31 protein-coding genes and 1 tRNA gene are annotated in these 26590 nt (G+C 57.8%); 12 read left to right on the top strand and 20 right to left on the bottom strand.

All coding sequences use genetic code 11. From position 1 onward, the window contains the following. Positions 1 to 77, bottom strand: a tRNA-Asp gene (locus H9C73_RS14955). 206 nt (positions 78 to 283) lie between these two features. Between H9C73_RS14955 and H9C73_RS14950 the strand changes: the two genes are divergently transcribed. Further along, positions 284 to 838 (top strand): SecY-interacting protein Syd, encoded by a 555-nt coding sequence (locus H9C73_RS14950; RefSeq protein WP_209288708.1) that lies wholly within the window; start codon positions 284 to 286, stop codon positions 836 to 838. Here H9C73_RS14950 and H9C73_RS14945 read toward each other — a convergent pair. Beyond that, a complete protein-coding gene (locus H9C73_RS14945; protein WP_236014319.1) occupies positions 835 to 1515 on the bottom strand; it encodes a DNA-3-methyladenine glycosylase I in 681 nt (226 codons plus the stop codon). The two genes, H9C73_RS14950 and H9C73_RS14945, sit on opposite strands and share 4 nt — an antisense overlap. Positions 1516 to 1682: 167 nt before the next feature. On the opposite strand from H9C73_RS14945, the gene H9C73_RS14940 reads away from it, so the two are divergent. Both H9C73_RS14940 and H9C73_RS14935 read left to right on the top strand, forming a co-directional pair. Next, positions 1683 to 2897 (top strand): pyridoxal phosphate-dependent aminotransferase, encoded by a 1215-nt coding sequence (locus tag H9C73_RS14940; RefSeq protein ID WP_209288707.1) that lies wholly within the window; start codon positions 1683 to 1685, stop codon positions 2895 to 2897. A 95-nt stretch (positions 2898 to 2992) separates the two neighbouring features. Further along, entirely contained in the window at positions 2993 to 3361 is a 369-nt protein-coding gene (locus H9C73_RS14935) for a hypothetical protein (RefSeq protein WP_209288706.1), read from the top strand. A gap of 9 nt (positions 3362 to 3370) precedes the next feature. Here H9C73_RS14935 and H9C73_RS14930 read toward each other — a convergent pair whose 3' ends face one another. After that, the gene (locus tag H9C73_RS14930; RefSeq protein WP_209288705.1) at positions 3371 to 3856 is read right to left on the bottom strand and encodes a 3'-5' exonuclease; all 486 of its coding nucleotides are present in this window, start codon (positions 3854 to 3856) and stop codon (positions 3371 to 3373) included. Positions 3857 to 3862: 6 nt separating this feature from the next. Beyond that, positions 3863 to 4768: a class I SAM-dependent methyltransferase gene (locus tag H9C73_RS14925; RefSeq protein WP_209288704.1), complete on the bottom strand. Its 906-nt coding sequence runs from the start codon at positions 4766 to 4768 to the stop codon at positions 3863 to 3865. 125 nt (positions 4769 to 4893) lie between these two features. Here H9C73_RS14925 and htpX point away from each other — a divergent pair, with 125 nt between their 5' ends. Then, a complete protein-coding gene (gene htpX, locus H9C73_RS14920; RefSeq protein WP_209288703.1) occupies positions 4894 to 5781 on the top strand; it encodes a protease HtpX in 888 nt (295 codons plus the stop codon). A gap of 38 nt (positions 5782 to 5819) precedes the next feature. Here htpX and H9C73_RS14915 read toward each other — a convergent pair whose 3' ends face one another. The 3 genes from H9C73_RS14915 to pdxB are packed head-to-tail and all read right to left on the bottom strand — an operon-like array spanning position 5820 to position 8823. After that, on the bottom strand, positions 5820 to 6944 hold the full coding sequence (locus tag H9C73_RS14915; RefSeq protein ID WP_209288702.1) for an ATP-NAD kinase family protein: 1125 nt from the start codon (positions 6942 to 6944) through the stop codon (positions 5820 to 5822). Positions 6945 to 6956: 12 nt separating this feature from the next. Further along, positions 6957 to 7667, bottom strand: coding sequence for a flagellar brake protein (locus H9C73_RS14910; RefSeq protein ID WP_236014318.1), 711 nt, complete (start codon positions 7665 to 7667; stop codon positions 6957 to 6959). Then, entirely contained in the window at positions 7660 to 8823 is a 1164-nt protein-coding gene (pdxB, locus tag H9C73_RS14905; protein ID WP_209288701.1) for a 4-phosphoerythronate dehydrogenase PdxB, read from the bottom strand. The genes H9C73_RS14910 and pdxB overlap by 8 nt, the downstream gene beginning before the upstream one ends. A 119-nt stretch (positions 8824 to 8942) precedes the next feature. Between pdxB and H9C73_RS14900 the strand changes: the two genes are divergently transcribed. Together H9C73_RS14900 and trpB are read left to right on the top strand one after the other, a co-directional pair. Next, positions 8943 to 9182 (top strand): hypothetical protein, encoded by a 240-nt coding sequence (locus tag H9C73_RS14900; protein ID WP_328797991.1) that lies wholly within the window; start codon positions 8943 to 8945, stop codon positions 9180 to 9182. A gap of 130 nt (positions 9183 to 9312) precedes the next feature. Next, positions 9313 to 10515: a tryptophan synthase subunit beta gene (gene trpB / locus H9C73_RS14895; RefSeq protein WP_209288699.1), complete on the top strand. Its 1203-nt coding sequence runs from the start codon at positions 9313 to 9315 to the stop codon at positions 10513 to 10515. A gap of 84 nt (positions 10516 to 10599) precedes the next feature. Here the strand turns inward: trpB and H9C73_RS14890 are convergent, their stop codons facing one another. Beyond that, positions 10600 to 11457 carry a diguanylate cyclase domain-containing protein gene (locus H9C73_RS14890; RefSeq protein ID WP_209288698.1) on the bottom strand — a complete coding sequence of 286 codons (858 nt, stop codon included), beginning with the start codon at positions 11455 to 11457 and terminating at the stop codon, positions 10600 to 10602. A gap of 149 nt (positions 11458 to 11606) precedes the next feature. On the opposite strand from H9C73_RS14890, the gene H9C73_RS14885 reads away from it, so the two are divergent. Genes H9C73_RS14885 through H9C73_RS14875 form a run of 3 tightly spaced genes read left to right on the top strand, consistent with a single transcriptional unit; the run spans position 11607 to position 13173 of the window. Continuing rightward, positions 11607 to 12071, top strand: a complete 465-nt coding sequence (locus tag H9C73_RS14885) for a hypothetical protein (RefSeq protein ID WP_209288697.1) — start codon at positions 11607 to 11609, stop codon at positions 12069 to 12071. Next, the gene (locus H9C73_RS14880; protein WP_209288696.1) at positions 12068 to 12694 is read left to right on the top strand and encodes an SCO family protein; all 627 of its coding nucleotides are present in this window, start codon (positions 12068 to 12070) and stop codon (positions 12692 to 12694) included. The genes H9C73_RS14885 and H9C73_RS14880 overlap by 4 nt, the downstream gene beginning before the upstream one ends. Continuing rightward, positions 12691 to 13173 carry a copper chaperone PCu(A)C gene (locus H9C73_RS14875; RefSeq protein WP_209288695.1) on the top strand — a complete coding sequence of 161 codons (483 nt, stop codon included), beginning with the start codon at positions 12691 to 12693 and terminating at the stop codon, positions 13171 to 13173. The genes H9C73_RS14880 and H9C73_RS14875 overlap by 4 nt, the downstream gene beginning before the upstream one ends. Positions 13174 to 13208: 35 nt before the next feature. Here H9C73_RS14875 and H9C73_RS14870 read toward each other — a convergent pair whose 3' ends face one another. The 12 genes from H9C73_RS14870 to H9C73_RS14815 form a co-directional block, all read right to left on the bottom strand. Next, on the bottom strand, positions 13209 to 13739 hold the full coding sequence (locus H9C73_RS14870) for a hypothetical protein (RefSeq protein ID WP_209288694.1): 531 nt from the start codon (positions 13737 to 13739) through the stop codon (positions 13209 to 13211). Further along, positions 13732 to 14289, bottom strand: a complete 558-nt coding sequence (locus tag H9C73_RS14865) for an elongation factor P hydroxylase (RefSeq protein WP_209288693.1) — start codon at positions 14287 to 14289, stop codon at positions 13732 to 13734. Before H9C73_RS14865 ends, H9C73_RS14870 begins: the two co-directional genes overlap by 8 nt. Then, positions 14289 to 15023, bottom strand: a complete 735-nt coding sequence (locus H9C73_RS14860; protein ID WP_209288692.1) for a hypothetical protein — start codon at positions 15021 to 15023, stop codon at positions 14289 to 14291. Before H9C73_RS14860 ends, H9C73_RS14865 begins: the two co-directional genes overlap by 1 nt. A gap of 68 nt (positions 15024 to 15091) precedes the next feature. Next, positions 15092 to 16873, bottom strand: coding sequence for a thiosulfohydrolase SoxB (gene soxB / locus H9C73_RS14855; protein WP_209288691.1), 1782 nt, complete (start codon positions 16871 to 16873; stop codon positions 15092 to 15094). Positions 16874 to 16996: 123 nt separating this feature from the next. Further along, positions 16997 to 17422, bottom strand: a complete 426-nt coding sequence (locus H9C73_RS14850; RefSeq protein WP_209288690.1) for a hypothetical protein — start codon at positions 17420 to 17422, stop codon at positions 16997 to 16999. A gap of 12 nt (positions 17423 to 17434) precedes the next feature. Then, positions 17435 to 18301, bottom strand: coding sequence for a sulfur oxidation c-type cytochrome SoxA (gene soxA / locus H9C73_RS14845; RefSeq protein ID WP_209288689.1), 867 nt, complete (start codon positions 18299 to 18301; stop codon positions 17435 to 17437). A gap of 21 nt (positions 18302 to 18322) precedes the next feature. Further along, a complete protein-coding gene (soxZ, locus tag H9C73_RS14840; protein WP_209288688.1) occupies positions 18323 to 18631 on the bottom strand; it encodes a thiosulfate oxidation carrier complex protein SoxZ in 309 nt (102 codons plus the stop codon). A 27-nt stretch (positions 18632 to 18658) separates the two neighbouring features. Next, positions 18659 to 19120 (bottom strand): thiosulfate oxidation carrier protein SoxY, encoded by a 462-nt coding sequence (gene soxY / locus H9C73_RS14835; RefSeq protein WP_209288687.1) that lies wholly within the window; start codon positions 19118 to 19120, stop codon positions 18659 to 18661. 32 nt (positions 19121 to 19152) lie between these two features. Next, a complete protein-coding gene (soxX, locus tag H9C73_RS14830) occupies positions 19153 to 19512 on the bottom strand; it encodes a sulfur oxidation c-type cytochrome SoxX (RefSeq protein WP_209288686.1) in 360 nt (119 codons plus the stop codon). Positions 19513 to 19601: 89 nt separating this feature from the next. Next, positions 19602 to 20621, bottom strand: coding sequence for a c-type cytochrome (locus tag H9C73_RS14825; RefSeq protein ID WP_209288685.1), 1020 nt, complete (start codon positions 20619 to 20621; stop codon positions 19602 to 19604). After that, complete coding sequence (gene soxC, locus H9C73_RS14820) at positions 20605 to 21945, bottom strand: sulfite dehydrogenase (RefSeq protein ID WP_209288684.1); 1341 nt, start codon at positions 21943 to 21945, stop codon at positions 20605 to 20607. The genes H9C73_RS14825 and soxC overlap by 17 nt, the downstream gene beginning before the upstream one ends. Before the next feature lie 95 nt (positions 21946 to 22040). Next, complete coding sequence (locus H9C73_RS14815; protein WP_236014317.1) at positions 22041 to 23369, bottom strand: sigma-54 interaction domain-containing protein; 1329 nt, start codon at positions 23367 to 23369, stop codon at positions 22041 to 22043. A 258-nt stretch (positions 23370 to 23627) separates the two neighbouring features. Here H9C73_RS14815 and H9C73_RS14810 point away from each other — a divergent pair, with 258 nt between their 5' ends. Genes H9C73_RS14810 through cydX form a run of 3 tightly spaced genes read left to right on the top strand, consistent with a single transcriptional unit; the run spans position 23628 to position 26484 of the window. Continuing rightward, positions 23628 to 25208, top strand: a complete 1581-nt coding sequence (locus H9C73_RS14810; RefSeq protein WP_209288683.1) for a cytochrome ubiquinol oxidase subunit I — start codon at positions 23628 to 23630, stop codon at positions 25206 to 25208. Between the two features lie 19 nt (positions 25209 to 25227). Further along, entirely contained in the window at positions 25228 to 26370 is a 1143-nt protein-coding gene (gene cydB, locus H9C73_RS14805; RefSeq protein ID WP_328797990.1) for a cytochrome d ubiquinol oxidase subunit II, read from the top strand. A gap of 15 nt (positions 26371 to 26385) precedes the next feature. Further along, positions 26386 to 26484, top strand: coding sequence for a cytochrome bd-I oxidase subunit CydX (gene cydX / locus H9C73_RS14800; protein WP_209288682.1), 99 nt, complete (start codon positions 26386 to 26388; stop codon positions 26482 to 26484). Positions 26485 to 26590 lie beyond the last annotated feature (106 nt).

Here is a 26590-nt window from a genome sequence, read left to right as displayed (position 1 = left end):
TGGCGGAACGGACGGGACTCGAACCCGCGACCCCCTGCGTGACAGGCAGGTATTCTAACCAACTGAACTACCGCTCCAACTGCATTCAACCGGGCACTGCAACTGGGCAATCACCCCGTGAATGAGGTGCGCATTTTAAGGAGTTCTGAGGGGTTGTCAATCACTTATTTCAAAAAAATTTCGTTTTATTACAGGGCCGTACAAAGATTAATCAAGCAAGTACAATGGCTTGCAGACGCCCCCCTGCAATCGCAGGCTCGAATCAAAAAAGACAGGACACACCATGACCAGTCTCGACACTCATTCTGCACTCGACCGGCTGATCCGTTCGTTTGAAGACCATTGGGAGCATACCGGGTATCCATCCACTCCCTACGACCCCGAATGGCCTAGCCCCTGCTATCGCCATGAAGCCAGCCCAGGCCAGGAAGTCAGCTGGCGTCCGGTACTGAATACAGCAGGCAGTGACATGTTCGAGCGCCTCGACGATGCCCTTGAAACATCACTGCATCCTGATATCAGCGCCTATTTTTGCCGCTACTGGTCCGATCCCCTGCTCTGCCGCCTTGATGATGGGCGCACCTTTTCACTGCTGTTTGCCTGGAATGAGGCCGATATGGAGCGCCTGAGAGGCAACCTGATCGGGCACGCCCTGAGCAAACGAAAGCAAAAGCGCCCGCTGACTTTGTTCTTTGCCACGCTTGAGCCTGATACGGACTACTTCTTGAGCCTCGACAATCAGGACGGCAGCATATGGCTGGAGCGCCCGGGCAAACCACCTGAAGAGAAGATCGAGGATTCGCTCAGCGCCCTGCTGCTTCGCCTTACGCCGGCCTAAACGTGGCCCTGACCGATGCTGTGTGCCAACACCCGGCTGATCTGGCACATGGCACGGCCCGATTCCTGATGCCACTCGTTGAAGGCCGCCTGCACCTGCTTCAAATCCCGTTGCGCGGTTGGTTTCTTGTCCACGATACCCAGTGCCTTGAGCGCTACGACCACATCATCGGTCAGCATGAAAGTATCCTTGCCCAGCATGCGCAAAAAGTAGGGCACCGAATTGCCACCCAGCTGCTTGCCCCGCTTTTTCAGCAGATTCCAAAGCGACACGATGTCCGTGACAGGCCAGTGGGCAATCATCTTCGCCACACTGCCATATTCCTGCGCAAGGTCGACCATCATCAACGCATTTTCACGCGTCGCCTTGATCTTGCCGAAGTGGCGAATGATGCGTTCATCATGCATCAATCCTTCCAGCTGCTCGTCACTCATCTCTTGAACAGCCTCAGGGTTAAAGCCATAAAACACACTTTCAAATACAGGCCACTTGGCGTCAACGAGGGAATGCTTGAGACCGGCTCTGAAAATGCGCCGCGTCATAACGGAAAACACCTGAGCGTCACTCAGCGCCAGCAATTGATCCGAAGGCAACGGCGGCGGCCCCATCATGTGTTCCAGACTCATGTCAGGATGAAAACTCAGTGCCTGCTCGCACAGTGCTGACCAGCTTTTCAAAGCACTCTCCTGTTGTCAGGTTGATCATTCGGATGATGACGGCATGGGACGCATTGTACGCCATTTGCCATGCGCGTATGATTGGGCACTTTGAATTTTGCTGTCCAGAGTGCCGCCCGGCCCCATGATACGCCCGCTCGACGCGCCTGGAGCTCAGGAACGAGAACATGTCTGTCATTCGTAAATCGAACAAGCTGATCAATGTCTGTTACGACATTCGCGGCCCCGTTCTTCAGGAAGCCAAGCGACTGGAAGAGGAAGGCCACCGTATTCTGAAACTGAATATCGGCAACCCGGCCCCCTGGGGGTTTGAAGCCCCTGAAGAGATTGTTCAGGACGTTATTCTCAACCTGCCCGCCTCTCAGGGCTACTGCGACTCCAAAGGCCTGTTTTCAGCCCGTAAAGCGGTCATGCAGGAGTGTCAGCGCAAGAACATTCCCAACGTGGGTATCGAAGACATCTATATCGGGAACGGTGTTTCCGAGTTGATCGTGATGGCCATGCAGGGCCTGCTCAACGACAACGACGAGATGCTGATTCCGGCGCCGGACTATCCGCTCTGGACCGCTGCCGTAAGCCTGGCTGGCGGCAACCCGGTCCACTATGTGTGCGATGAGCAACAGGACTGGTTCCCGGACATCGACGACATCCGCAGCAAGATCACGCCCAAAACCCGCGGCATCGTGGTAATCAACCCCAACAACCCGACGGGCGCCCTCTACCCCGAATCTCTGCTCGAGGAGATTCTTGAACTGGCCCGCGAGCACAAGCTGATCGTGTTCGCCGATGAGATCTACGACAAGATTCTCTACGACGGTGCCGAGCACACTTCAATGGCTGCGTTGGCGGACGACGTGCTGTGCATCACCTTTAACGGCCTGTCAAAGACCTATCGTGCCGCCGGGTTCCGCTCGGGCTGGATGATCATCAGCGGGCCCAAGCACAAGGCACGCGACCTGATTGAAGGCTTTGAGATGCTTTCCAGCATGCGCCTCTGTGCCAACGTGCCCTCACAGCACGCGATCCAGACCGCACTCGGTGGTTACCAGAGCATCAACGAACTGATTGTTCCGGGCGGCCGCCTGTATGAACAGCGCACTCTGGCCTGGGAGATGCTGAACGATATTCCCGGCGTATCCTGCGTTAAGCCAAAGGGGGCCATGTACCTGTTCCCGAAACTGGACCCGGCCCGCTACCCGATTCGCAATGACGAGAAGTTTGCGCTGGACCTGCTGCAGCAGCAAAAGGTATTGGTCGTGCAAGGCAGTGGCTTCAACTACCCGGATACCCAGCACTTCCGGCTGGTTTTCCTGCCATCCAAAGAGCTGCTGAGCGATGCGGTTGAGCGCATTGCAAACTTCCTGCGCACCTACGAGCAGTAAGCCCGACTGGCAGCACCTTGCGGAGGTGCTGTCAGCAAAATTTCACAGGATCGAACTATACTCTCTTTCAGTTATTACACTGCCAGAGAGTCGACATGTTCATTAAGATCAAGAAAAACAGCGGTATTCAAATGGAGCACAACGGCCTTGAAAAGCGCCGCCTTGTGCCGGTCACGTCCAATTTCCTGCTCAATCTGAATCAGGTTGCCGAGGTTTCGTTTTACACCATCAAGGAACGCAAAACCCGCTTTGACCTGGAAGGACATGAGCTCGAGCTGCCGTTACAGACCCGCGTTATCCACCTGCAGATGAGCTATCTGTACGCCACCTATAAGGAAACCATCAACGGCAACAAGGGGCGCCTGGTTGAGCGCCAGTACTACAAGCTGTACTTCGGTCCCGAGAACGTGGACGCCTATCAGGAGTTGCGCGAGCTGATCGAGCAACAGGTCGGCAATCTCTGATTACACTTTTTACCCCGACTGTTCGGCCTGCCATTTGGCGGATTCCAGCGCCTCCAGCAAGTGCTCAACATCCCTGAGCGCACGGTGGCGCCGGAACTGGGAACGGGCAATCAACTGGTACTGGATGCGCTCCTCAGCCGTCAGTACCGTATCCAGACCGACCAACTGAAATGTCTGCCGCATTCCGGCAGCATCAAACAGCCGCTGCAGCCAGAAGCTGTCATACTCATAGGCATCACTGATCACCTGCCGACCCGCCAGGGCATCATTCAAGCGCTTGCACGCATCCTCAACACGGATGCCGTCTTTCTCAAGCATCTCCGGCGGAATACAGTGGACCTCTTCTGCAAACTCATCCCAGTGCTCCCACTCAGGCACTGAAGCTGGGTCGATCAGAAAGGTGTCGAACTGTCCCGTTTCGGAACACTTCCAGGCAATTTCGATCGGATAGGACTCTTTGGCCAAACCGCTGGCTTCAAGGTCAATGCAGATCAAGACGACTTACTCCTGCCGCTGATATACGAATAACTTAAGCGCCCCCGAAGGGTCCTTATCAGGAAAATCTTCACCAGCCGACAGACGCTGCTTCAGGGCAAATTCCGGCAACAGAGCCTGCACCTGTGACTCGATAAACGCCTCGCTCGCCGCCGGATCATTATGACACAGGAGGACATATCCGCCGGCCGTGGTCAACTCGGGCAACCGTTTCAATACCCGCGCATAATCCTTTTCCGCCACAAAACTGCCCGGTTGAAAGCTGGGAGGGTCAACCACAACCAGATCATAGGGCCCCATTTTTCTCAACTTGCCCCAGGAGCGTAGCAAATTGACCGCCAGAAAACGTACCGCGGAAACGTCCTGGTCATTGAGGCGATGATTGTCACGGCCACGGGTCAGCGACTTTGAACTCATGTCCACATTGACGACCGACCGCGCGCCACCTGCCATGGCCGCAATCGAAAAGGCGCAGGTGTAGGCAAAAAGGTTTAGCACGCGCCTGCCTTCGGCATGCTCTCTCACCCAGGCACGACCCGGGCGCATATCCAGAAACAGGCCCGCGTTCTGCTTTGCCATGGCATCAACACCATAACGCAGGCCGGCTTCTGTCACGGCATGCTTTTCAGGCAACTGGCCCCAGAGCAGTTGCAGACCAAAGCTGTCCTGACGGCTGCGCGGCTGCCAGACAACGGCTTCAACTTCGGGTCGGGCGCGCAGCCATTCCAGTAACGGCTCAACCGCCGCCGGCGTTTCGGGGTGATAAGCTCGAATCACCACCACCGGCGGCAGCCAGTCGACCACCAGCCATTCGTAGCCGGGAAAACAGCTGCCGCGACCGTGAAACAGCCTGCGCGCATCGCCAGCGGCTGCCTCAAGCTGCTTTTCTGCCCAGTCGATTACGGCCTGCATGCTCGTTCCTTTCATAAAAAGCAGGCAGTATACCCAGTCACAAAACTCACAGCCACGCGGATTGAAACTTTCGCCAAACGCCCATATCTAATCATCAAACTTTAACTCAGGAACGATGAACCACCATGATGCGAATCATCCTCTTTCTTGCCACTAACCTGGCGGTTGTGCTGGTTGCCAGCGTGACCCTTAGCCTGCTCGGCGTTGAGCACTATCTCAGCGGCACTGGGCTCAACCTCACATCCCTGCTGATCTTCTGTGCCGTCTTCGGTTTTGCCGGCTCCATCATCTCGCTGTTGATGTCCAAAACCATGGCCAAGATGTCGACCGGCACCCAACTGATTGAGCAGCCCCGCTCTGAGGAAGAACGCTGGCTGCTTGAAACCGTTGCCGAGCTGTCCCGGCAGGCCGGTATCAAGATGCCACAGGTGGGTGTTTTCCCGGCACAGCAGGCAAATGCGTTTGCGACCGGATGGAATCGCAACGACGCGCTGGTCGCGGTCAGTGCCGGACTGATGCAGCGCTTCCGACCGGAAGAGATTCGCGCCGTACTGGCGCACGAGATCGGCCATGTTGCCAATGGCGACATGGTGACACTGGCGCTGATTCAGGGCGTGGTAAACACCTTCGTGATGTTCTTCGCCCGTATTGTGGGCTATGCCGTTGATTCCTTCTTGCGCCGTGACGAAGAGGGACAGGGCGGTGTAGGCATCGGCTTTTACATCACGACCTTCGTGTTTGAAATCATTTTCGGCATCATCGCTTCAACCATCGTGGCCTGGTTCTCACGCCGCCGCGAGTTCCGGGCCGATGAGGCCGGTGCCAGCCTGGCCAGCCCTCATGGCATGATCGGCGCACTGCAGCGCTTGAAAGCGGAATCCGGCATTCCGGATCAGATGCCGGCGCAGATGACCGCGTTCGGTATCAACAGTCATTGGAAACAGGGATTGATGGCGTTGTTTGCCAGCCACCCGCCGCTGGATGACCGCATCGCGGCGCTCAAGCAGCGCTAAACAAGAAGCCCCGGGGATTCCCGGGGCTTTTTTTGCAATCAGGCGTCCGACAGGCCGATACGGTAGAGAACGGCGTCACGATAGCCTGTGTTAACAGGTATCAGCCCACTGAATGCACGATCCAGCTCCGGATCCCCCGAGTCCACAATCAACGGACGCCCTTCCAGCGCTTTCAGCTTGGTACGCGTTGCCACCAGGTAGAGGTTATCCCGCCCAATACGGCGCAAAAGCTCCGGGCTCAGCTGCTGGTTGCCACGGCCGATGATATGGCCCTGCCCGCCAATCAGGGTGATGACGATTTTCACCGGACGCTCTTCCGTCAGGGCCAGCAGCTCTGCTGCAGTACAGTCCTGCGCCACCAGCTCACCGTCATGCACCACGTCCACGCCCAGCAAGCTGTTTTCAAGCCCCAGCTCCTCCATGATCGCGGCCACCGTTGACCCCGAACCCATCAGGTAATAGATATCCGGGTCCATCTGCTCGACAAAACCGGCTGCGATTTCGTCCAGCACCAGCGCTTCCTCTTCCCGGTTGCTGGCATTTTTGACGTGCTGCAGAAAGCGATGCTCGGCCGGCACGCACATTTCGCCGAAGAAACGCGCTCTGACACGTCCGGTTCGGTACGCCTCTTCATCCAGGTCTCGCACTTCTTCGGAGCCCAGCGAGACCAGTTCACCGCGTACCAGCATTGACAGCAGCTCACCGGCAGCTGAAGGCGTCACCGCATAAACGCCGGAATGAATCTTCACGCCCGCAGGCACACCCAGCACGGGAATACTGTCTTCGACCGCCTCACAGATGTTGCGTGCGGTGCCATCGCCGCCGGCAAACAGGATCAGATCAACGCCCGCTTCGCGCAAAGCCAGGGCCGCTGACCGGGTATCCTCTGCCGTACTGGGATCGGTCTGCGCCTCCCCCAGCACCCGGGTCGCGAAGCCCATCGAGCGCGCCAGGTTTTCACCCATGGCACCGCCCCAGGTCGACACTTCCAGATCAAGGCCTTGCAGGGGCTCAAGGGCAATCGCCGTTCTGGCCTCGGCACGCGGCTCAGCCCCAAGCGCCAGCGCCTGAGCCGCCACATCGGCTCCGTCACTGCCCTTGAGGGCCACACTGCCGCCCAGCCCGGCCCAGGGGTTAATGATCAGCCCCAATCGAAAGCTCATTCCATCTCCTTATCAGTTCGGTTGAATCAATCCGCTGGACATCAACTGCTGCTCATACACGAACCCGGCAAGTATGAGCCGCGCGTCCTCTTCAAGCTCAACAAACTCAACGCCATGGCTGATAACGGGAATGGGACCGGTTTCCTGCTGCTGAACATTGCGGATACAGGCCGGCAGCAGCAACAGGTGATCCATCCCGGCAACGCTGACACGGACAGTAACAAAGACCTGCTCATTCGGCTGCGCCAGAATGCGTGAGGCTTCCAGACAGGCACCGTGCAAGCTGATATCCCGACAGATGGCCGAGCAGGACTGATCCCCCGCGCCCAGGCCAGCCTCCTCCGGCTCGACCCTCACGCTGAGATTGATCGGTGTGCGTGTCTCCTTGCGAACACGGCGACAATCTATCCGTGCGGGGTACTCCAAATGCCAGTGAGGATAGGGACGCGCCTGCACATGCAGCAGCCGTGTTTCAAAGGTGCACAGATAATTGCCCGACATCAGCCGAGCAGTCATGCGGGTACCCTCATGGATCAAGGCTCCACCCGCAGTCGTTCTGGGGGCGGAGACCATAATACTGAACGGATCCCGGTAGCCCAGCAGCTTGACCGACAACTTCTGGTGAGGTGCCCGTACTTCCAGCCGCAGCGCTTCCCCCACCGAGGGGGACAACTCGGCAAGAGAGCCTATTTCGCCGGCCAGCACCTTCGCCATATCAGTCATACTGCCTCCAGTGACAATTAAAGCCTGTAGCGGCCAGCGTTGCAGCCATATCCGGCGTGACCTGACCGTTCAGCGCCAGGGTGGCGAACTCGCGCCGTTCAGGGTAGTAACGACGCAGCTGGTCGAAACCCTTCGGTATGCCGTCTGCTCCCCGTGCCAGCATCTGCCTGAATGCCCGATCATCGCGGTAGATGTCATACACGGTCCGCACAGGTTCCAGCAGCGAGCAGCCCGGTGAGAGCGTCATGGAGGTGACCGGTGCCTGCGGCAGCACGCTGTCCAGTGCGATCTCTGGCGAACGCCCCAGATGCTGACACAGAGCACGATAAAGCATCCAGGTTCCGCGAATTTTGCCATCCAGCGCATACCCGGCAATGTGGGGCGTCGCGATACGGCAGTGCTCAGCCAGCGCCACACTGACCTCCGGCTCGTGTTCCCACACATCCAGAACCAGTTTCAGGTCCGGGCGCTGCTTTGAAAGCGCCAGCAGGGCTTTGTTATCCACTACCGGTCCACGACCCGCATTCAGCAGTATGGCATCCGGTTTGATCAGTTTCAGGTTATCCGCATGCAACAGATGGCGGGTGGGCCAGCGCCCCGTCGTGGTCAGTGGCGTATGCAGGCAGATGATATCGGCCTGCTGCAGCAGCTCATTCAGGGAGACAAATGCCGTTGTATCTGCCTCCTGGTGCTGACGCGGTGGATCACACAGGAGCAGAGATACACCCAGAGCCTCAAGCCGTTGCTGCAGGCGCCCTCCTACATTGCCCACCCCCACAATGCCCAGGGTTTTCTGGCGCAGGTTGTCCCCGGACTCGGCCAGAAGGTTGAACAGTGCCGCCAGCACATAGTCGACGACTGAGTCCGCATTGCAGCCCGGCGCGCTGCTGAAACCGATCCCCTGCTCTGCCAGCCAGGACTGATCCACATGGTCGGTGCCAATGGTGGCCGTACCGACAAAGCGCACACGACTGCCTGCCAGCAACTGCTGGTTGACGGCCGTGACCGAACGCACCAAAAGCACGTCGGCATCTCTCACCTGCTCGGGAGACAGTGTTCTTCCGGCACAGGTTCGCAGCCTGCCAAACGCCCCGAACAAGGGCTCAAGGGCGGGTATATTTTCATCAGCAACGATCGTCAGCGGCGAATCACTCAAAGGAGGTCCTTTATTCGGTATCAGGGCTTTACAAATGCCGTTGTTTCAGGCTCAATCACGCGCCTCCATTATAAAGACATACTCCCTCCGGGTCATTGAACGGTAACGCTTCCTTGGTTGTGCGCTGGCAAAAAAATCAGGATTTCCTCGTCGTCAGGATCTATCGCGATCTTGTCGGTGACTGGGTGGTTGCCGAGTGCTGGGGAAGCCCGGATGACTCCGGTGACTGCCGGCACACCCTGGTCAATTCCTATACCGAAGCCCTTGAGCGTCTGCGCGACATTGGCCGCCAGCAACGTCAGCGAGGCTTCCGCCGCCAACAGGTCCGTGAAGAGCAACTGGGCTTCGACTTCAGTTGAGTTTCTCCCGATTCGGGCTTGGCACCTCGCGATCTGCGTTTTATAGTCAATTCCCCCTATTTTATGTGTGTTGGACGCAGGGCTGCCCATGCGCCGCCACGGATACGCGAGCCTCAAGCCTGGAGATAGTATGAGTAAGTTCGATTTTGCACAGATGCCCGATCCCAATGGCTACTTCGGTGAGTATGGCGGCCAGCTTATCCCGCCTGAGCTGAAGCAGGTGATGGATGAAATCGACCAGGCCTATGAAGAAATTCGTCTGATGCCGGAGTTTCAGCAGGAGCTGGCCGACCTGTTTGCCGACTACGTTGGCCGCCCCAGCCCTGTGTTCTATGCACGTCGCCTGAGCGAAAAACTGGGCGGTGCCCGCCTGTTCCTCAAGCGTGAAGACCTGAATCACACCGGTGCACACAAGATCAATCACTGCCTGGGCGAAGCGCTGCTGGCCAAGTACATGGGTAAAACCAAGGTCATCGCCGAAACCGGCGCAGGCCAGCACGGTGTTGCCTTGGCGACCGCCTGTGCCCTGGTCGGCATCCCCTGTGAAATTCACATGGGCCAGGTGGACATCGAAAAAGAGCACCCGAACGTCGTCAAAATGAAAATTCTGGGCTGCAAGCTGGTGCCGGTTACACGCGGTACAGCTACCCTGAAAGATGCCGTCGACAGTGCATTCGAGGAATACCTGAAAGATCCGAAAAACTTCATCTACGCCATCGGCTCCGTGGTTGGCCCGCACCCCTTCCCCAAAATGGTGCGCGATTTCCAGAGCATCATCGGACGTGAAGCCCGCGAGCAGTTCCAGCAGCGCGAAGGCAAGCTGCCGGACTACGTCACTGCCTGCGTAGGTGGGGGCTCAAACGCCATCGGCATGTTCACCGCCTTCCTGGATGATGAGAACGTCAATCTGGTGGGTGTCGAACCGGCCGGTTACGGCCTGGATACCGACAAGCACTCGGCCACCATGACACTGGGCAAGCCCGGCGAAATACACGGCATGAAGTGCTACGTACTGGAGCTGGAAGATGGCACGCCGATGCCGGTTCACTCAATCGCTTCGGGGCTGGACTACCCGGGTGTTGGCCCCCAGCACAGCTACCTGAAAGATATCGGCCGTGTGCAGTATGAAAGCGCCAGCGACCAGGAGTGTCTGGATGCCTTTATGACCCTGTCACGGGTGGAAGGGATTATTCCGGCCCTGGAAAGCTCGCACGCAGTTGCCTGGGCAATTCGCACCGCTCCCACCCTGTCCGCTGATCAGAGCATACTGATCAACCTGTCAGGCCGCGGTGACAAGGATGCCGATTACGTGGCGGAAAAACTGGGGCTCTGATCTTCAGATAAGCCTATTCGCCCTGCCGGCCCGCTCCGGCAGGGCAACATGACCACATCCGCTTCACTCAAGCGGAGCCTGCCATCAGAAATAGTTTACCTTCTGATCATTCATCAATGCGCGCTGCATCGCCTGCTGAGCGCGGTCAATCAGCTCAGGAGCTGTCAGCCCGTCATCCGGACTGATGGAGACACCCGCATTAATGGAAAAGCCGCCAATATCCGCCGGGGTTTCGTCCTCCAGCAGGGAGGAAAACTTGTCGATCACAGTGGCGATCGCCTCAGGGCAGTCGATCTGCTCCAGCACCAACAGGTAGGCACCCGAGTCCAGACGAGCCAGTGTATCCCCCAACCGAATGCGCTGACGCAGGGTATCAATCAGCCGGTTGAGCATGGCTGACTGCTGCACTTCACGCAGGGCCGAGGCAGCGCCGCTGAGCTGTATGGCCATAAAGCCGACATATTCCTGTGCTCGGTGCGCACGGTGCAGTGCATGTTCGATACGGGCCTGTACCTGAGGGTCTGACGCAGACAGCAACCCCTCGTGTGAATCGACCTGCAATGGATGCTGCAGACGGAAAAATGGCGTCAGATCCCGCCCTGTGGCGAGCAGAGATTCAACACACCCTTCATCATCCAGCCCCATGTCGGCTCGGAAGCGGATCAGACGGCTGCGCCCATCCGGCAGCCGCACCCAGGATTCAACTGCCTCACGGGGGCCTGTCACCATAAGCTCTCGCAGCTCCGCAACCGGGTATGCTTTCCCTAACAAGGCTTCGCGCGGTTCACCCAACAGGCGGGCAAAGGAGGTGTTACACCAGGCACAGGTGCCATCCAGTCGCAGGATAATAACAAGCTCATCCAGATTATCGGCCAGTTGTAGCAAGTGACGGCTAGATGGCAGGGTGTCGACCTGTGCCCCTTCCGTGCGCTCTTCTTTCATTGGATCTGATCTCTGATGCGGAGGTTTTAATTTTGCCACCAAGATAACGAATAAACTTCAGGGTTGCCAGAATTCTCGACCACCCCCCAAGGGGGTGCGACAATCTGTCACTTCTATTCCCGATATGACCAACTTATTCTTGGGCTTACATGAACAAAGACACCCAGCAGCACTCACCGCGCACCCTGCTCAAATGGGCCGGTTTGGCAGGCTTGACTGTTTCCGTAGTGGCCGCCGCACTCCTGGCACAGCAGACCTTACGCGTGGGCCAGGGGGCACAGCAGCATGCGTGCGACCTGCAGCAGGGGACCTGTGAGGCAGGTGATATTCTGGTTTCGATTACCCCGCGACCCATACAGTCCCTGCAACCCTTCATATTGGAGGTCAGGACTGATGACAGCTCAGTGGACAGGATTACAGCGGACCTTCAGGGGGCGGAGATGTACATGGGACAAAACCGCTTTTCGCTGGCACCCGTGGCTGGAGAGAATCGCTGGCAAGGCAGCAGCGAATTGGCCGTATGCACCACTGGGACCATGCGTTGGAGGCTGACTCTGGCCCTGTTGCGGGATGACCGCGCCATACAACATCAATTCGAGTTTGACGCCAAATGAGCCAACAGCTGAAGACACTCAAGATTCTGCTTATTCTCACTGCGTGCCTGCTGTTGGGGCTGGCAACCGCGTTCCTGCTGCGCCCTCAGCCCAACCCGGCCGGCCCGTTGAATACCAGCCTGAAGCTGGGTGGAGACTTCACCCTCCAATCCGCACAGGGGCCGGTCTCTCTGTCAGACTCGGCCGGGAAGGTTCGCGTGCTCTATATCGGGTATGCCTCCTGTCCGGATGTCTGCCCTACGGCCCTTGCAGTGCTGACCCAGTCACTGAAACAGTTGTCCGACAGTGAACGCAATCAGGTACAGGGAATATTTATCAGCGTGGACCCTGAACGCGATACGCCCGAGAAGCTGGCTGACTACACCGCCTTCTTCTCGCCCAATATTATCGGCGTTACCGGCAGCCGCGAGGCCATTGATCAGGTCGTAAAACAGTACGGCGCTTTTTACCGCAAGGTTGATCTGGACGACTCAGCCATGGGCTATGCCGTCGACCATTCCTCAAGGCTTTACCTGGTCGATCAGCAGGGTGAGCTGGTCGAGACACTGATGCACAACACCTCCGTTCCCACACTCACTACAGCCCTGAAGGCGCTCATTCATTCTCAGGAGTCATCGTCATGAAACATGGAATCCCTGCTCTGATCTCTGCTCTGCTGATGTCCAGCTCTGTCATGGCAGCCGAGGTCGAGGTTCAATCACCTTATGCACGCGCGACGGCACCGGGGCAGATGAACAGCGCCGCCTTCATGCAGCTGAACAACACCGGCGAGCCACTCAAGCTGGTCGCAGCAAGCAGCCCGGCTGCTGAGGTGGTTGAACTGCATACCCACACCCAGGATCAGGGCGTCATGCGCATGCGGCGCATTGATGCCATCGAACTGCCGGCAGGGGGCACCACCGAGCTTGCACCGGGCGGCCTGCACATCATGTTGATCGGACTGCCGAAACCGCTCAAGGAAGGCAGCATGATTGATCTGGAGCTGACCTTTGACGATGGCGACAGCCTTGAGGTGGAAGTCCCGGTTAAACAGGTTATGCCTGCGGGCATGCAGATGAAGCAGGGTCACGGCCATGTTCATGGCCAGAAGATAAATCAGTAACGCAAGTCTCGACCGGGGCGGGCGCTACCCCGCCCCTAGCACATTTTGCAGCCACGCAAGCGCCCATCAAAGTGACTGTAAACCAGCAGACATACTTCCTTTTCGCCGCCCTGCCCCAGCAACTCCACGTGGTAGCGATCGACATATTCGGCACTGACAGTGCCCGCCTGGCCTTCAACCGCCTCTACTCGATACGATTTCAGTCCCACCCGATACAGCCCTGTATAACCGGGGTAGGTCAACTGTTCCTGCTCCAGCTTCACCGCCGGTGCTGAGGACTCCTGCAGCAAGGCCGGCACAAACAAGGGGTTGGCATTATGCAGCGCAAGGAAGAACTCGGCCTGACCGGTGGTATCAAAGACCCCCAGCACCCAACTGCTTGAGCCATCATCGGCATAGAGGTAGCAGAACGGCTCCTGATCGCGCTCGATCACCAGCCGCTGATAGTGCCAGTCTTCACAGGTACACTCATGCAGCGCAACCAGCGCTTCATCCGGGCCGAGCTCATAATTTTCCGGCACGGCTACCGGCGCCCAGGCTGTTGCCCTGACCTTTAGATCACGCATAATCGGGCACGCTCTCGGACTCACTCAGGGTGAACTGCGAAGGCACCAACTCAGGCGTACCGTATTCTGTTCTCAGTGCTTCAACCAGCATCCTTACTCTGGGAGGGAGGCCTTGCTCAAGCAGCTCAAGCACGCAGGCCTGCACGTTGCGCTTGAAGGTTTCGCTGGCACCGATTCCGCCACTGAGGTTGTCGGCGCTGAAATGGAAGCGGCGACCGGCGGCCTGATTGAAAATCCATTCATACGCCTGGGGTTTGACTTCCACACGCTCAAATTCGGCCTGTTCTTCCGCGGTCCGTCCATCGGGCTTGTACCAATAACCGAAGTCCTCCAACAGCCGGCGTTCGGGACCGGCCACGCACCAGTGTGCGATCTCATGCAGGGCACTGGCATAGAAACCATGTGCAAAAATGATCCGGTGATGCGGGTGGTGTTCATCTGCAGGCCGATAAATCGGTTCGTCCTCGCCCGCCACCAGCACCGTGTTGTAGGTTGGCAGAAACAGCCGGTTAAACAGCTCAATCAGGGGTTGGTAGTTATCAGCCTGCATCAGTACTCCTGCCAGCGTTTGCCGTTGAGCCACCAGCTGCGCCCGGAATTCAAGTCGATACGGACAGCGACATAGCCCGCGGTATTCCGATCAGCTCGGGTTATTTGCACCTCATAGGCGGACGCCTCCGGCGCCATCTCTTCCTCTATCAGTTGCCAATCACCATACTCGGCGCGCCAGGTATCGCCGGTGGTGCGGTCATACCGCAGCAATACCCAGTCACCCTTTTGTGTGTACGTGGTCGCCAAGCCGAACCTGGGAGCATCCACAACGGGCAGCTCGGCCTGATTGAGTATCTGCATGAGCTGACCGATAGCGGCATCAAGCTGGTCGATGCTGGCCTGATCCTCAGTGCCGGTCTGGTCCCCTTCCGCGTCTGCCGCCGGCTGGGTGCGAGTCAGCACATCCAGCTGGTTCATCAGCATCTGGTTCTGCTCAAGCAACTGCTGGTTCGCACTACGAATCTGAAGGACCTGCTCCTGTAAAAGCGTCAGGCGACCGCTGAGCTGGTCAAAGCCCGACTGCAGTGCTCCGGCTCCCGAAGAGGACGACCCGGCTGATGGTTGTGATGCAGATGTCTCTCGCGCTGCCGGCTGGTCACTGCTGGCGGAAGCCGAGTTTTCGCCGGGTGCCTGAGCGGCAGGCCCGGCAGCAGACTGGGGCTGCGTCTGGGCGGCATTACAGCCGGACAGCAGAATGGCCAGCAGGGTGAATGCAATGGGTGTCTTGCGCATGCGCGGACCTCGATAGAACAAAGCTTGCGCCCTATTCTATCGAAACCCGTGCATTAGGCGAATGCCGTTCAACCAATCACGTCGTTGCCATAATCGGCCAAGCCGGAATTGCCCTTAACACCCTTGAGAACAGGCGTGTTCAGCTTGTCCACGCGCGCTTCCTTGCGATCACGCAGGTATTCCGCCACCACGTCCCAGATGGCCGGCCCTTCGGACTGAGCCCCCACCGTTGCCCAGCCGGTCACCTTATAGGTTTTATCAGCCTCAATGCGCTCACCGTTATCCAGGGTCATTTCGCTGATGCGCTGACCGATATCGCGATTGGGCTCACACACATAGTCAAACCCGCCAACGCGCACCATATCGCCACCCGACTGCAGGTAGGGCTCGGGGTTGAACAGGTTATCGGCCACATCCTCCATGATCAGTTTGAGCTCAGAGCCCTTCATTTCGCGCACGTAGGTTTCCGGATAGGTCAGGCAGGTCTGATCCAGCACACGCTCCATGTTGATCATCTGCCCTTCAAGCACACTGGTACCCCAGCGGAACCCCGGCGACAGTGAAATCTGTGCGTCCCCGACCTCCCTGAGGGCATCGCAAATCACCTGATCGAAGGTGCCGTTGAAGTTACCGCGCCGGAACATCAACTCGCTGGCAACCGCCAGCTCCTCGTTGAGCCAGCTTTGGTAGGGTGCTCGTATGTCATCAATCAGTGCTGCCATTTCGGCATCAGCGGGCAGCAGCTCGGAGAATACGGGTATCAGGCGGTAGCGGAAGTCCTGAATACGTCCGTTGCGAATATCCAGATCCAGCGTGCCCACGAACTTGCCGTTGGAGCCGGCGTTGAACACCAGCGTCTGCCCGCCACTGTTCTTCACCACCGTGGGCGAAGGCATGCCATCATGGGTGTGACCGCCCAGAATGACATCCACGCCAGAGACGCGGCTGGCCATGGCCAGGTCCACATCCATGCCGTTATGGGACAGCACCACAACTGCATCAACTTTCTCTTCATTCCTGACCTGATCCACCAGCTCCTGCAGGTAGCTGTCGTGAATGTCGAAGCTCCAATCGGGAATGAAACGCGAGGGGTTGGCAATCTTGGTGCGCGGAAACGCCTGGCCAATCACGGCGATACGCACCCCGCCCAGTTCACGAATGCTGTAGGGCTTGAAAACACGCCCCGAAAAATCGTCAAACAGGTAGTCGGTGTCACTGGTGAAGAGCGCGTCCTCGGTGATGAACACGTTCTGGGCCAGAAACTCGCCGTCAAAGGCCTGGATGTTGCTCAGGATCTCATTCTGATTGTAGGTAAACTCCCAGTGGCCGGTCATGATATCAACGCCCAGCAAATTACAGGCCTTCACCATATCCATGCCGCGCGTCTTGTAGGAGGTTCCTGAACCCTGCCAGGTATCGCCGCCATCAAGCAGCAGTGTCTTGTCCGACCCGAAGCTGTCGCGCAGGCGGTCTACCAGCGTTTTGAGGTGAGCAAAGCCACCCACCTTGCCGTATTGCTCGGCAGCCGCGTTGAAGTCCAGATAGGTAAAGGCGTGGGATTCGATCGTGCCCGGCTGAATACCGAAATGCTGTAACAGCTTGTCCCCGACCAAGTGGGGCGCCTGGCCTCTGGCGCCGGCGATCCCAAGGTTCACATTGGGCTCACGAAAATAAATCGGCAGTAGCTGCGCGTGACAGTCTGTCATATGCAGCAGGCGCACATTACCAAAGCTCGGCACTTCATACAGGTCAGAGGGTTGCCGCCCTGCTGCATTACCTTTCAACGGCAGCATGCCTGCCATTCCCGCCAACCCCATCATGCGGGCAAATTCCCGACGTGTCATCGACATGATCCACTCCTCCGGTCACTGCGTGTGCGAGCCCCTGCGCGTGCCGAAACTCACATCCGTATGCACAAAAAACGCCCGTACCCGAAGCGGGTACGGGCGTTTGAGAGCCGCAGTTGATTAGTATTATTCAGGTACTGCGAGGTGCCAGTTTTCTTCAGCGTAGGCCTGTTGCTGAATCGCCATCCGAGCCTGGTACTTGGCCTGTGCAGCCAGGTCCATGGCGTCCTGATAACGCTCTTCAGCCAGGGCTTCCTGAGCCTGCTTCAGAATGCGGCCGGTAAAACGCCATTCGTAACCCACGGCAGCTGCGTCCTGACGCTTGGCCTCCGCACTGGCAACCAGTGCTTCGGCATTGTCACGGCTGGGCTCTGCCATCGCCTCCACTTCTTCGGGGTGATAGGTCTGGTAGGTTTTACCTTCGTAGGTGAACTCATGCCCCTTGCCGTACATGGCACGGTGCTTGTTGAACACTTCCTGGAACGTCTCTGCCTGCGCCACGCCTGACGCCAGCGTCAGGGCAGCCAGCAGTGTCAAAGTCGACTTCTTCATACTGCTCCCCTTTTATTTCCGTGCACCCGGACCGTTCACAACCAGTCCGTTACTCATGTAGGTCTGGAAGTATTCCAGCTTACGAAACTCCTCAGACTGCGGCGGCAGTGGTACGGAGCGCGAGTCACGGTGACAGCCTTCGTAGCGACGGTGCAGTGTTCCTATCTCACCCCACTTGGAGCGATACACCGGGAAATGCGTGGGCTGTCCCAGCATGGGGCCCGGCAGGTCGGCACGAATCAGGACACGAGAGCCCTGCAAGTGACAGTTGGCACAGGAAAGATTCAGCTGACCGCGTTTGGCATAGAAGAACTGCTTTCCATCCAGGTAGGCCTGAAGGGCTCGCGGATCGTCCTCGGGGATCTCGATATCGAAGGTTTTGCCCCTCGATGTCCAGGCCATGTAGGCGGAAATCTGTGCGATAGCCCCTTTTTTCCACCTCAGCGGCTCTTCGCCGTTTGCCTCACGACATTCGTTAATCTCCTGTTCCAGGGTCTTAACGGTGCCTTCTTCCTTGTTCCAGTAAGGGTACTTGTGGCGAATGCCGATACCACCGTTTTCAAAACAGTCGGCATAGGTCTTGCCGTTGGCAAAGGGTGTTTCAAACAGCACCTTGCCTTCTTCCAGGTCGAACTCATACGGCGGGAATTCCATCAGGGCATCCCACTGCTCACGAGAGGGCGGATCTACCGCGTAGATGCCGTTCACGTACTCCTCGACCGGTACTCCCGGGAAGCGTTTCTGATAGAACTCCTGAAGCGCCAGGCGGTCTGCTTCAGGGTCCACGGTTTCAAGGGTAAAGCCTGTCTCGGCGGCCAGCGCGAGAGGGGCCACCGCCACCAGCCCGGCGCCCAGCAGCCAGTTTCTTATTGTCTTCATACACACCACTCAGTAACGGTTTCAGCGAATGTCGGCCGTTTCACTGCCGGACTTGCCGGTATTCTCTTTCCAGCTCAACTCAAGGGTGTCTCCAGAGGCACCGCCTGCAAAGCTGAATGAGAAATAAGGGTTTTTAGACACCGCAGGCCCCAGATTAGCGGCAAAGACAACCTTGCCACCGTGCTTGACCTCGATTTCAGACAGGAACTTGGCCGGAATGACATTGCCTGCCTTGTCCTTGCGCTGACCGGTTTCCATTTCATGACGTGCCATCATTTTTACGTCTGTACGTCCATCACCGGCACGGGCTTTTACTCGCATGATACTCATTGTCAGTCTCCTCAGATCCAGTCGCTGTTAGCCGCCACAACCACCAATGGTGACTTTGACTTCCTTGGTGGCGCGATGGAGTACACCATCAGCCTTGACCACGGCTGTCACATTGGTGGTTTTACCCATGCGCACACGGGTGGAGACATCCGCCTCCGTGCCTTCGGGAATCATGAACTGTACCGCCAGCGGTGACGGGTTGTTCTCGATGAAAATACTCATGGACTCGACATTGGGCAGGGTCGTGCTGACACTGACCGGTACTACGGCACCGTTTTCGGCAATATCCGGCGCATCCAGAATGACTTCCGGACTCTCGGTTGCAGAGTCTTCGCCATACAACGCCTTGATGGCCGCACTTTGCTCGCTGGCTTCAAATGCCGCCTTTGTCCAGGCAGCCATGGCCGCACGCGGCATCAGCACACTCAGGCCCATCAGAGCGCCACCGGCAGCGACGGCTTTGACTACGCTTCGACGATTCATACTCATAACTCTTTCCTCATCCTGTCCCCCGAAGGGCCTTAGTACTGGTAGATGTACTCCACCACCGCATCAATTTCCTCTTCCGAGAGGATCCAGTGCTTGCCTATCGGCGGCATGATACTGAGAGGGTTTGCGACCGTGGCATCCCACACCTGTGCACGCAGCTTGCGCTTGTCGGGATAGCGCTGTTTCATGGCCACCATCATGGGGCCCTGATTGCCGGGCAAGTTGGCTACCGGGTCGTTAATGTTGTGGCAGGAGATGCAATTGCCACGGGTTTTGTCATGGTAAACGGCGCGCCCCAGCTCAATCATCTCTTCTTGAGAGGCTGCCGCTACCGGCCCACTGACTGCTGTGACGGCCGTCGCCACGCATATCAGAGCGGTCAATCTGCGCATACACTTTCCTCCGGCAGGGCCCCTGAAGACCCTTATATTCATTTATTCTTACTTTATTCTTTTTAAAGCCCAAAAGTAATATAGCTATTTTACTGACTTTTTTCCGTCATGAAAGCTACAGCATGCAAAATCTGCTCGTCCGGCAAATCAACACGCCCACCCTTGGGTGGCATGACACCCTTGCTACCGGTAAAGCCTTCCAGTGCGTGGCGCTCAAGCGTTTCCATGCCCTTCTCCAGCCGTGGTGCCCAGGCCTCACGGTCACCCACCTTGGGCGCACCGGCCAAACCTGAACCGTGACAGGCGATGCAGGCAGACTGATACACTTCGCGGCCTGCCAGTGCGGCTTCAGACAGTGTGTCGTCCGCACGCTCCTCCTGCTCTTCCACTTCTACACCCAGCTCTTTCAGGCGCTCGCGCTCCTTGGCTTCTTCAAGTGCCTTCTGCCCTTCGTGTGACGCCGCGGGGGCGTCCGCTCCCTGCTTGAAGTGCCCAACCGGCGTGATGCCCCCAATGGTCCCTACCATCTGCAACTCATCGGGGTCTGCACAGCCCTGCATGCAGCGGGTGTTGGGTGAGTCCGGGCGGTTATCTTCAAAGAAGCCGTCCCGGTTTGGCATCTCGATATCGGCCAGATTGTCCTGTGTCAGGACGAAGTCATCATCGACGATATCGTTGAGGTAAAGTACATAGGCAGACACCGCATAGGTTTCATCCACCGAGAGTGATCGCGGTGCCGTAAACGGCATGGCACGGTGAACATAGTCCCAGAGGGTGCTGGCATAGGGCCAGTAGGAGCCCACTGTCTTGGTGGGGCGCTCATAGGTCAGGGTGTCAAAGCCACCGGACAGAACCGGCCAGCGCCCAACCCCTTCCCCGAACGAGCCATGACAGCTGGCACAGCGCGCCTCATACAAACGCTCACCATCCATCACACTGCCCTGTCCGGGAGGCAGGCCCTTGCCGTCCGGCCGTACATCAATATCCCAACCGGCGATCTCTTCAGATGAAGCGGTGCGTCCGATGTCATAGCGGGTTTGTTCGGCCACTGCGGACAACGCCACCCCGGCCAGGCCGATCGCCAACAGGGCTTCAGGTAATCTGTACATTGGTCACCTCCCCATTGGCCGCCACTTTCCAGGTATGAATAGAGTTCTTGTGATAGATGGAGTTGGTACCCCTGGCTTCACGCAACTGCTTCAGCGTCGGCTGTACGTAGCCGGTTTCGTCGATGGCGCGCGCCTGCAACAACCAGGGCTGGCCATGCCACTTGGCCTCAAGGCTGAACCGTGTCAGCGCCTTGGGCAGCACCATTCCCTTGAGCTTGGCCGGCACCCAGTTCACGCCGCCATCAAAGGACACATCCACCTGTTTGATGCGACCGCGCCCTGACCAGGCCAGCCCTTCTATTTCGATAAAGCCTGAATGGCGAATCGGATTTTCCGGACAGGGGTTGGTGATAACGGAATTGGCCTCCTGCACAAAGCTGAATTTGCGCGCCTTGCCATTTGCCAGCAGGTCGGTGTATTTGGAGGTTTCTTCACGGTGATACCAGGGTTGATCCCCCACCTCAATCCGGCGCAACCACTTGATGGAGGTATTGCCTTCCCAGCCCGGATTGAACAGTCGCAGCGGGTAGCCCTGCTCGGGCCGCAGGCGCTCACCGTTCTGTGCGTATACCACCAGCGTGTCATCCAGCGCCTTTTCAATCGGTATGGAGCGACTCATGTGAGCGCCATCCGCCCCTTCGGCCAGAATCCATTTCCCCTCCGGTTTGACGCCTGCATCTTCGAGCAGCACTCTCAGCGGGACCCCGGTCCACTCACAGCAGCTCAGCATACCGTGGGTAAACTGCAGCGCCTCCATCTGAGCCCCCTTCCACTCCATCCCCCCGTTGGCGGGACATTCGAGGAAGCGAATCTCCGACACCGAGGGATAGCGCATCAGGTCATCCATGGTAAAAATCAATGGCCGCTCAACCAGCCCGTGCAGAATCAGACGATGCTGGTCCGGATCAATGATGGGGACACCCGCATGATAGCGCTCGAACACCAGCCCGTTCGGGGTAATGATGCCCTTGAGCTCAGCCAGCGGTGTCATCGAGATGGAAGAAATGGATTCAGCCGTCAGCCAGGGAACGGTGCGCCTGACCACGTCCTTTTCAAAGGCTGAGGGACTGCCGTAGGGGTGTTCGACAACTCCGTGTCCCAACTGCCGGCTCCAGCTGGGCTCGTGGGGCGGCAGGTTTGAAGTTGAACCACCGGACTCCTCTGCCAGGCTCCTGCCGGCAAAAGCTGCTGCGGTTATGCCTGCCGCTGCCGTGACCCCCTTTCTGAGGAAATCACGCCGATCGTTACCGGATAACCCCTCCGACTCTTGCGCGAGCCGCTTCAGCAGTTCATCAGTTGTCTGGGGACGGATAATTCTGGACATGCCAGCCTCCCATGATGAGGGCGGCTAGCCCTCAGGTGTGTTTTTTATTCTTATGAGATAAAGATAGATTATATTAGAATATACATTATTAGACTTTAGTCTAACTTGCTATCGAGCAGCTTGAGCTTGCGATACAGAGTCCGCTCGCTGACCCCCAACTGCCGAGCCAGCGCCTTGTTGTCTCCCTTGAAACGCTGACTGACGCAGGCCAGATAGGCAGCTTCGAGCTGCTCCAGCGGCATGATCGGCAGTGTGCTCATCAATGCCTCAGGCGAGGAGCGGCCTGAGTCGGAGGGTTCCCTGTGCATATCCGGTGGCAGGTGCGACAGGGTGATTTGACCATCATCCGCCAGCAACAGCCCCCGCTCCAGAATGTTGCGCAATTCGCGAATATTGCCCGGAAAGTCGTAGTGCGCCAGCCGCTCCAGCACGGCGGGATCAACACGGACCTTGTGCCCGCCCGGCAGGCGCTTCAGCAGCGCTTCAACCAGCAGCGGGATATCCTCTCCACGCTCGCGAAGGGGCGGCAGCGGAACCGGAAAGGCGGAGATACGATAGAAAAGGTCCTGCCGAAACCGGCCGACACTGACCATTTCCTTCAGGTTTCGATGGGTTGCACACACCAGCCTGAAGTCGGCATGTTGCGGCTCAACACTGCCAACCGGTCGATAGGTCCCCGTCTCGATCAGACGCAGCAGCTTGACCTGCAGGTTGAGTGGAATTTCGCCAATTTCATCCAGAAACAGGGTTCCGCCCCGTGCCGCTTCGACCAAACCGCGTTTTCGACTGACCGCCCCCGTAAAGGCCCCTCTTTCGTGGCCGAACAGTTCACTCTCGAAAAGCCCCTCACTGAGCCCTGAGCACTCCACGGTCACAAAGGGCTTGCGTGCTCTGGGGCTGCCATCATGCAGGGCCCGTGCTACCAGTTCTTTACCCGTGCCGGACTCCCCCAGAAGCAGTACCGTGATTTCACTTGGCGCGGCCCGATGCACCAGCGACAGCATGTGCGAAAAGGCCGGCGAGCGCCCCACCATTCCCTCTTCAGATGCCTGCGCGCGTGCCTCTTTCACCTGATGCATGACTTCCAGGTATCCCACCAGCGCTCCCTCACCATCGGTCAATGGGGCCATTTCCACATCCACGTGCTCCTCCCCCATAGGGGTATTGTGCAGATGCAACACACGCTGGCGCTGACCGGTCTCACGGCAGGCCTTGAGCGGGCAGGCCTCCCCGGCCTGGTCGCAGGGTACGGAATAGCCATGGGACACATGGTAGCAGGTCTGGCCTGCCTGCAGGCCGTCAGGTGCATACAAGCGCCGATACGCGGCATTGGTGGCAATAATCTCGTACTCAAGGGAGAGAATCGCGGCGGGTTCCGGAATGGCGTCCAGCATCATCGCCGGATCGAAGGTTTCTCGGTTCATTGTGACCTCTGCACACTGCACTAGCGTCATTTTTGACAGCCGCGGCTGACATAAATGACAGCATGCGTCACTTTGTCACTTCCCGCAACACTCCGTTGTGCCTCAAAATCCTCCTTCAAACTGCGCTAGGCTGCATGGCTGCTTGCTTATATCCAAAAATAAAACTCATAAAACGTAATGAAATATATGGCACAAATCATGCTATCCAAATGACATGACCTGCACGGCAGGTGCTCTTAACCCTACAGGAGACTGGTAATGATCACTGAGGATATCGTTGATCTTTCCCGGCTACAGTTTGCCATCACGGCGATGTACCACTTTCTGTTTGTCCCGCTCACACTGGGACTTTCGTTCATGCTGGCCATCATGGAGTCTGTCTATGTGATGACCGGCAAGCAGATCTACAAGGATATGACCCAGTTCTGGGGCAAGCTCTTTGGCATCAACTTTGCGCTCGGCGTGACGACCGGTTTGACCATGGAGTTCGAGTTTGGCACCAACTGGGCCTACTACTCCCACTATGTCGGTGACATCTTCGGTGCTCCACTGGCAATTGAAGGCCTGATGGCATTCTTCCTGGAATCTACCTTTGTCGGCCTGTTCTTCTTCGGCTGGGAGCGCCTGAGCAAGGTCAAGCATTTGATGGTCACCTGGCTGGTGGCTCTGGGATCCAACATGTCCGCCCTCTGGATTCTGGTTGCCAATGGCTGGATGCAGAACCCGGTTGGCTCCGAGTTCAGCTATGAAACCATGCGCATGGAGATGACCAGCTTCGCTGACGTGTTTCTGAACCCGGTCGCTCAGGTGAAGTTCGTCCATACCGTCTCCGCCGGGTACACCACCGCGGCCATGTTCGTGCTGGGCATCAGCGCCTACTACCTGCTCAAGGGGCGCGACCTGCCCTTCGCTCGCCGCTCTTTCGCGATCGCCTCGGCATTTGGTCTGGCCTCGTCGCTGTCCGTGATTCTGCTGGGTGACGAATCAGGCTACGAGATCGGCGACGTGCAGAAAACCAAGCTGGCGGTGATTGAAGCCGAGTGGGAAACCGAACCGGCACCGGCCGCCTTTACCCTGTTCGGGATACCCAACGACGAAACCATGGAGACCGATTATGCGATCAAGATTCCCTACGTGATGGGCATCATCGCCACCCGGTCCCTGGATGAGCAGGTCACCGGCATCAAGGACCTGATCAAGGAGCACGAAGCCCGCATACGTAACGGCATCTATGCCTATGAGCTGCTGCAGCGGCTGCGCAACGGTGAAGAGACCGACGCTCTCAATGCCGAGTTTGACCGCGTGAAAGTCGATCTGGGCTTTGGCCTGCTGTTGAAGAAATATACTGACGCCGTCGTCGATGCGACTGAAGAGCAGATCCAGATGGCAGCCCGCGACACCATTCCCAGCGTTGCCCCCATGTTCTGGGCTTTCCGCATCATGGTGGCCTGTGGTTTCTGGATGCTGATGATCTTTGCACTGTCGTTTTATTTCACCGCGCGCCGCACCTCATTCAACAAGCCCTGGCTGCTGCGCCTGGCACTGTTCTCGATTCCGGCCCCCTGGATCGCCTCGGAAATGGGCTGGTTCGTGGCCGAGTTTGGTCGTCAGCCCTGGGCCATTGGTGAAATCCTGCCAACCTACGTAGCCCCCTCCGTGCTGACCCAGGCCGACCTGATCGGCAGCTTGATCGCCTTTATTGCGCTCTACACCCTGCTGGCCATCGTGGAGATCTATCTGATGGTGAAATTCGCGCGACTGGGCCCCAGCAGCCTGCATACCGGTCGTTACCACCATGAGCTGCAGGACGCCTCTGCCGGCGCTGCCGTAAAAGCCTGAGAGCGGGAGGAGACTGACGATGTTGTTCGATTATGAAACGCTGAAATTGCTGTGGTGGGTGCTGGTTGGTGTACTGCTGATCGGCTTCGCCATCACCGACGGTTTCGACATGGGGGCCTGTGCACTGCTGCCACTGATCGGCAAAACCGATGATGAACGCCGCGTGGTCATCAACACGGTGGGGCCTCACTGGGAAGGTAACCAGGTCTGGTTCATCACCGCAGGTGGCGCACTCTTCGCAGCCTGGCCGGCCGTGTACGCCGCAGCCTTCTCCGGCTTTTACTGGGCCATGCTGCTGGTACTCTTTGCCCTCTTTTTCCGCCCCGTGGGGTTTGATTACCGCTCCAAGCTGACCAACCCCAAATGGCGGCGCGCCTGGGACTGGGGGCTGATCGCCGGTGGTGTCGTCCCCTCACTGGTATTCGGCGTTGCCTTTGGCAACCTGCTGCTGGGGGTCCCTTTCCAGCATGACGAATTCATGCGCCCCAGTTACGAGGGTAACCTGTTTGGCCTGCTGAACCCCTTTGGCCTGCTGTGCGGTATTGTCAGTCTGGGCATGCTGTCCATGCATGGCGCAGTCTGGATTCAGCTGCGCAGCCATGGGGATGTGGAGCGTCGCGCCAAGGGATACGCTCAATTGCTGGCACTGGTCACGCTGGTTGCCTTCGCTGTCGCCGGTATCTGGCTAAGCCTCGGGATTGATGGCTACAAAATTCTTAGCCAACCGGCGCTGGGCGCCCTGCCCAATCCGCTGGCCAAGGAAGTGGTCGTTGCCGAAGGGGCCTGGCTGGCCAACTACAGCGCCTACCCGCTAACCCTGCTCGCTCCCGTGACCGGCTTTGTCGGCCTGATCGGCGTATTCCTGCTGGCAGGTCGTAACGCACCGGGTTGGGCCTTCCTGTTCAGCTCCCTGGCACTGGCGGGTATTATCGCGACTGCGGGCGTTTCCATGTTCCCGTTCGTCATGCCATCAAGCCTGAGCCCGAACTCCAGCCTGACTCTCTGGGATGCGGCGTCCAGCCACCTGACCCTGAACGTAATGGCCATTGCAGCCTTTATCTTCGTACCGATCATTCTCGGCTACACACTGTGGTGCTACCGTGCCCTCTGGTCGAAGATTTCGGTGGATTACATTCAACAAAACGATTATTCGTCCTACTGATAAGGAGCAGAAACAATGTGGTATTTTGCGTGGATTCTCGGCGTGCTCCTGGCCTGTGCATTCGGCATCATCAACGCCATGTGGCTTGAGCACGAGGATATCGACAACGCCTGACCACAGGCAGATCCCAAAAGGCGCCTGCGGGCACTGCTGTCCCATAAATGGCAGCAAATGAGAAAGCCTGAATCCAAGTGAGTAAAATGAGAGTGCGACCAAACAC

This window comes from Marinobacterium alkalitolerans (assembly GCF_017776525.1).
In the GTDB taxonomy this organism is placed as follows: Bacteria; Pseudomonadota; Gammaproteobacteria; order Pseudomonadales; family Balneatricaceae; genus Marinobacterium; species Marinobacterium alkalitolerans.
The sequence above is the reverse complement of the archived record's forward strand: the minus strand, read 5'-3'. Positions and strand labels throughout refer to the sequence as shown.